A 6430-nucleotide genomic window follows, 5' to 3' on the forward strand; every position below is an offset into this window, starting at 1 on the left:
GACCGGACCTGCCCATGACGTCGCCCGCCCCTGATACGCTTGACGATTTCCGCGCGGTTCTGCGCGCACTCCCGGCGGAGGATGCGCAGGCGCGCGCCGCCGCCGAAGACCGTAACGCCCAGTTGACAAAGCCACCCGGTGCTCTGGGCCAGTTGGAAGACATCGCGATCCGGGTTGCGGCCTGGCAGGGCACCGCGGTGCCGACGGTCAGCTCTCCGCAAGTTGCCATTTTTGCGGGAAACCACGGGGTATGTGCCCGCGGTGTTTCGGCCTTTCCTGCAGAGGTTACAGCCCAGATGGTCGCGAATTTCCGCGCCGGCGGCGCGGCGATCAATCAACTGTGCAAGGCGATGGGGGCAACGCTCGACGTGCACGCGATTGATCTTAGCGTGCCAACGGCAGATTTCACGTCCGATCCCGCCATGGGTGAGGGCGATTTCCTTGAGGCGCTGCTTGTCGGATGGCGTTCCGTCGACCCGCAGGCAGATCTGTTCATCGCGGGGGAGATGGGGATCGGAAACACGACCTCCGCTGCCGCCATCGCGCTCGCGCTTTATGGCGGCGCCCCGTCGGATTGGACAGGCCGGGGAACAGGCGTGGACGACGCCGGGCTGACGCGCAAAACGGCCGTCGTAGCCGAAGGTGTGGCCCTGCACGCCGATGCCGCCACCGACCCGGTGGATGTATTGCGCCGCTTGGGGGGGCGTGAACTGGCCGCAATGGCCGGTGCGATCACGCGCGCCAGACTGGAGCGAATTCCGGTCATTCTCGATGGGTTCATCTGTTGCGCGGCAGCCACCTGTCTGGAGGCATTTGAGCCGGGCGCGCTCGATCACTGCATTGCGGGGCATGTCTCGGCAGAGCCGGGCCATGCTGCTCTTCTGGACAATCTGGGCAAGACACCGCTCTTGTCCCTTGGGCTGCGTCTTGGCGAAGGGTCGGGGGCGGCAACGGCCCTTGGTATCGTCAAGGCAGCGGTCGTGTGCCAGTCCGGCATGGCCACTTTTGCAGAGGCGGGCGTCGCAGACGGTTAGGTCGGTTTCGCGCGCTTTTCGTGCTGCAGCGCGGTTTCCGATTCCAGCGTTGCAAATCGTCCCTCCCGGTTTGGCACCGGGGCACTCGAATTCGCCGCTTCCCCGTCTTCGAGCGCGGCGACCAGTGCGGTTTCCAACTCGCGGTTCAACTCGTGCGAGCGTGCAATATACGCAGGATTGTCCGCCACCGGCACGCCGGGCTTCCAAAGGCGTGCCAGATCGCGCATCGATTTGCGGTCGATCCGAAAGAACGTATGTTCCGCCTGCGCAGCGTCGTATTCGCTCATGCCCATCGTCTCCAGCACGTAGCGGCCCGCGCGCAGGGAACTGTCGAACATCTCGCGCACGATCTGGTCCGCACCGGCCTGATAGAGCTCGTAGACGTTGATCCGGTCGCGCGCGCGGGCGATGATGTGAATGTCCGGCCGCACGCGCTTGGCGTACCGGACAAGGTTCAGCCCGGCCGTCTTGTCATCCAGCGCGATCACCAGAACCTTGGCTTTGTCGATCCCCGCCGCATGCAGCAGTTCGGGGCGCGTCGGGTCGCCGAAGAAACCCTTGAACCCGAATTTTCGCATCAGCTCGATCATCTCCAGATCATGATCGAGGATCGTTGTCTTCATCCCGGCCATTTGCACCATGCGGTTGACGACCTGCCCGAACCGCCCGACACCGGCAATGATCACCGGCTGTTGGTCGTCAATCTCGTCAGCGGGTTGTTCCGGGGTCTTGGCCTCGGAAATCCGGTGGCTGACCACCTCATAGAGGATGAACAGGAGCGGCGTCAGCAGCATCGACAACGCGATCACCAGCAACAGCGTCTGGCTGAGATCCCTGGGCAGGACATTGGTGTTGACCGAAAAGCTGATCAGAACGAACCCAAACTCCCCTGCCTGCGCCAGACCCAGCGTGAACAGCCAGCGGTCCCGGCCCTTGATCCTGAACAAGACCGCCAGCGCAAAGAGGATGAGCCATTTGATCAGGATCAGGCCGAGGGTCAGGCTCAGGATCAACACCGGCTGGCTGAACAGAACCGCGAAGTTGATGCCTGCGCCGACGGTCAGGAAGAACAGGCCCAGCAAAAGCCCCTTGAACGGTTCGATGTCAGCTTCGAGCTCATGCCGAAACTCCGAGTTCGCAAGAACCACACCAGCAAGGAACGCGCCAAGCGCAGGCGAGATGCCGACAATCAGCATCAGGGAGGCGACGCCGACCACGAACAGAAGTGACACGGCCGTGTTCATCTCCGGCATGCGGGCCGCATGAACGAAGCGAAAGACCGGTCGCGTCAGAAAGTGCCCGCCAAAAACGATTGCGGCAATCGCGGCAAGGGTGACCAGCGTGATGCCCCAACCGGGTAATTGTTCGACCAACTGCATGATCGCGGGTGTGCTGTGGCCCGCACCATGACCTGCATCCTCGGCCATGGCGAGGCTGCCATCCGGCGCCAGCTGAACGCCCGGCATGCTGCCCGCCACCGGTCCGTCATGGGACGCATGTCCGATCGCCAGAAGGGGAATGAAGGCCAGCATCGGGATGACTGCAATGTCCTGCGTCAACAGCACGGAAAACGCCGAGCGCCCTCCGCTGGTCTGCATCAGTTTCTTTTCGTTCAGCGTTTGCAGAACGATCGCGGTGGACGACAACGCCATGACCAAACCGATCGCGAGGCTGATTTGCCACGACATCCCAAGCATGAACGTGGCCCCGGTAATAGCTGCGGTGGTCAGGCCGATCTGAAGCCCGCCGAGGCCCAACAACCTTTGCCGCATGTCCCATAGCGCGCGCGGTTCCAGTTCCAGCCCGATCAGGAACAGCATCATCACCACGCCAAACTCGGCAAAGTGCTGCAACTCGTTCACATCCGTCCCGATCAGGCCCAGAACCGGCCCGATCACCACGCCCGCCATCAGGTACCCCAGAACGGAACCCAGGCCGAACCGAACCGCCAGCGGAACGGCGATCACGGCGGCCAGCAGGAAAATGGAAGCCTGGACGAGAAAAACGGTCATGGGGGCGCTTTCGATGGGACGCAACGGTGCACACTGGCAGGATGCGCGCTGCGCCCCGGCAGGTAAAGCGGGATAGGGTCACACGGGCGCGCACGCCGCAGGGGAAGCGCTAGCTGTTCGGCATCTTGAGCGTGATGTTACGCCCGCCTTTGGTGTATTGCAGCGATGCCTCGTCGATGGACGCCACGCGCCCGCCGTCGAAACGGTCGCCAACCTGCAGTTTCACATAGCGGCCCGCCTTGGTACGCACCAGTGCGCGCCGTTCGGAGGCGGTTCCGTAGACGCCGATCAGGTTGATCCGGTCCAGACGCATCGCATTCTCCAGCGTCGCCTGCCGGGCGACCGAGGCCTGTGTCGGGATCGCAGGCGCGGTTTGTTGTTGCGGTGCCGGGGCGGCCGCCAGAGAGGCCTGCGCCGCCGTCGTGGCGGGGCGTTCCGGCTGACTGGCTTGCGCTGCACGCACCGAGGCCACGATGCGTTCGATATCCGTGGGGCGCGCCGCAGGCGATGGGGCCTGCGCCACCGCCAATGCGCTTGGCGTGCCGTCCGTGGCTGCCAAGGCTTCGTCCTGCAGGGAGGGCGGTCGCGCGCGCGGGCTGAACGCGGCCAGTTCTGCGCGCGTACGGCCGTCCAGAACGGCGCGTTCGACAAGTTCGCGCGCGTTTTCGGGGCGTGGCGCGGGGCGGATGGTCGCCAGCGCAGCCTGATCCGTCTGTGGCACCGCATCGAAGGGCCGGGGCAAGGGCCGCACGCCGTTGGCTTCCGAATAGACCAGAACGCCATCTGGTGTCAGCGCCCCTTCCGGCGTGGCAACAACGCGTCCATCCTCGTCAAAGTCAAAAACCAGACCCGGGCCGATCGGGGGTTGGGGTGTTTCGAACAACCCGTCGCGCTCTTCTTCATAACTTGGCAGCGCCAGCGCGTCATCGATGGCGATTGTCCCGTCGAGCGAGGCGACATACAGGTCGCCAAGGTCTTGCGCCCTTGGCACCGGCAATGCCTCCGGGCTGCGCTGCCAGATGCCGGTCACCGCATAGAACGTTTCGGTTTCCAAAAGCCCCGGCCCGGCACCGGCCACTGGCGCCGGGGCCAGTTCGTCTGGGGTGGCGGTTGCGACAGTTGTGTTCGTGGTGCCTGGTGTGCTGGCTTCCTCCCCTTCGGCGACCTCCTCGGGCAGGGGGACCTGATCGAAGGGCGTGCTGCGCGTGGGCCGCGGTGCTTCGAACGCGCCCTCCATCTCCGGCATGACCTGCGGCGCAGCAGCGAGGGAGGTTGACGTATCGACCGGGTCCGTTGCGGCCACCGACGGGGCAGGTGCAACGCGGCTTTGATCCTCCGCCGGTTCCGATTGGGACACTGGGGGGGGGGCGCCGTCGCCTTCCCCGCGCAACGCTGCGAAAAGCCCGATCAAGAGCAACACGGCAAGCGCCCCAGCGGTGACCACAAGCCCGAGACCGGCTTTCGGGCGTGGTGCGGGCACAGGTTTCTCAGCCGCGCGCGGGCGGGTTGCTGTTACCGGCTTTGCAGGCCCGGACGGGGCACGTGCTGCCACCGCAGCGACGGGTGGCTTGGCAACCTTGCTGGGCGGTTCGGTCTTGGTCTTTGGCGCAGCGTCTGGGGCGACTGCTTTGGCGTCAGGTCCTGCGTCGGTTTGCCCGAGGGGCGCGGTGGGCGCCGTGCCCACGACCACCACCGGCACGGTGTCGCGCTCCAGCGTCATGTCCCCGGGCAAAAGCGCCACGGCTGCTTGCGTGGTGCCGAACATCGGCTCGCCCGAAAACGCACCTTTTGGCGGGATGGCGGCGAAACTTACCGGGTTGAACGCATGTGACTGCGCGAATGCCTCCGCCTCCAGCAGTGTTTCCCGCGCGACCACGGCGATTTGCGCCGTCTTCCCGGTGACCACGTAATCGTAGCTGAGTTCGTCCAATGCATACGGGGTCCGACCGTCGAGCGCCTCGCGTATGGTTGCCTCGTAATCCGGTCCGGTTGCCCCGCCGACATCCACATCAAGGTACAGAACCTCGGTGTTCGGCAAGATCAGCTTGCTCCGCACCGGGCCGTCTTTCGCCACGCGTTCGGCAGTCTCGCGCAACCGGGTCAGCGCGGCCTCGACATCCGCGTCCTTGAGAGACACAGTCCCGACCGTCAGCCAGCCATCTTCGGACCGCTGAAGCAGCCCGATCCCTTCGTGGGTCAGTGAAAGCGCGAATTCCGGTTTCATAGCCTGTCCTGCGCCGGCATGTGCCGGGCCCCGTAGGTGTTATCATAATGCGTTGCACTGCGCAGGAAAAGTCTGACGATGGGAGAGACCCGCGCACGCGGAGACCTGCGCATCAATAGGAGAGAGAGGCCGAGAATGGCGAACTGGATCAGAACAGGGCTCATGCTGTGCGTGGTGGGGTGCTTTGCGGTCGCCGCGAACAGCCAAACCGTATCGGCGGCGCAAGACCGCACGCTGATCGTGACCGGAACCGGAACGGTGACCGCTGCCCCGGATATGGCCCGATTGCAGTTGGGCGTGACGGCGCAAGCGGACAGCGCCGCTGAGGCACTCGCCGAGAACTCCGAGCGGATGGCAGCCGTCATGGCGCTTTTGACGGCCAGTGGCATCGCGGCGAAAGACATTCAGACCAGCAACTTCTCCGTGCAGCCCGTATATGAGCGGCGCAATGACGGAACGCCTCCGCGCATCTCGGGATACACGGTCCGCAACATGGTCCACATTCGTTTGCGGGAACTCGATAACCTCGGGGCGCTGCTGGATGCTGTTGTCAACGAGGGCACGAACACCCTGACAGGATTGAGTTTTGGCGTGTCCGATCCGGACCCCCTCCAGCGCGAGGCCGAAGCGCTTGCCGTGAAGGATGCCATGTCCCGTGCACAGGGAATGGCAGAGGCCGCGGGGCAGACGCTGGGACAGGTTCTGACGATAGATGCCACGAGCGGCGGCGGGGGGCCGCAACCGATGATGGAAATGGCAGCACGGTCCGCAGATGCCATGGCGGTGCCGGTGGCAGCCGGGGAGCTGACACTGCGCGCGCGGATTCGGATGACATTTGCGCTTGCGGAGTGACCTTCCGACTCGCTTTGTCCCCGGCTTTTCGGTCCTCCGGTGTACTTATCGTGCGGGTGTTTTGGGTTTCTGGCGGGTGGTTTTGTCTGATGTCCCGCTCACGAAACTTGTGATCGGTGCGAGGTTTCGCCCGCGCGCGCGGTTTCTTTCGTAACGTCACGGGGGTGTGAGCGGTGTGACAGGGCCAAGCCTCTGATTTCACGTGGCTTTTCCGAGTGCTGGCGGAAAATCGCACAGCAACACCCCTCACGCGGGCGTGATGCGCATTTTTGCACATATGGGTCGGCCCAAATGCCCGTTTCTTTCCA

4 protein-coding genes are annotated in these 6430 nt (G+C 64.4%); 2 read left to right on the top strand and 2 right to left on the bottom strand.

Going from position 1 to position 6430, the window contains the following annotated elements; all coding sequences use genetic code 11:
* Window positions 1–14: 14 nt before the first annotated feature.
* The gene (gene cobT / locus ACP15N_RS10005; protein ID WP_425092099.1) at window positions 15–1034 is read left to right on the top strand and encodes a nicotinate-nucleotide--dimethylbenzimidazole phosphoribosyltransferase; all 1020 of its coding nucleotides are present in this window, start codon (window positions 15–17) and stop codon (window positions 1032–1034) included.
* Here cobT and ACP15N_RS10010 read toward each other — a convergent pair.
* Together ACP15N_RS10010 and ACP15N_RS10015 are read right to left on the bottom strand one after the other, a co-directional pair.
* On the bottom strand, window positions 1031–3046 hold the full coding sequence (locus ACP15N_RS10010; protein WP_425092100.1) for a cation:proton antiporter: 2016 nt from the start codon (window positions 3044–3046) through the stop codon (window positions 1031–1033). The genes cobT and ACP15N_RS10010 overlap by 4 nt on opposite strands.
* 109 nt (window positions 3047–3155) lie before the next feature.
* The gene (locus tag ACP15N_RS10015; RefSeq protein WP_425092101.1) at window positions 3156–5270 is read right to left on the bottom strand and encodes a hypothetical protein; all 2115 of its coding nucleotides are present in this window, start codon (window positions 5268–5270) and stop codon (window positions 3156–3158) included.
* Between the two features lie 135 nt (window positions 5271–5405).
* Here ACP15N_RS10015 and ACP15N_RS10020 point away from each other — a divergent pair, with 135 nt between their 5' ends.
* Window positions 5406–6122, top strand: a complete 717-nt coding sequence (locus ACP15N_RS10020; RefSeq protein WP_425092102.1) for an SIMPL domain-containing protein — start codon at window positions 5406–5408, stop codon at window positions 6120–6122.
* The last annotated feature ends 308 nt before the right edge of the window (window positions 6123–6430 follow it).

This window comes from Tropicimonas sp. S265A (assembly GCF_049800835.1).
GTDB lineage: Bacteria > Pseudomonadota > Alphaproteobacteria > Rhodobacterales > Rhodobacteraceae > Dinoroseobacter.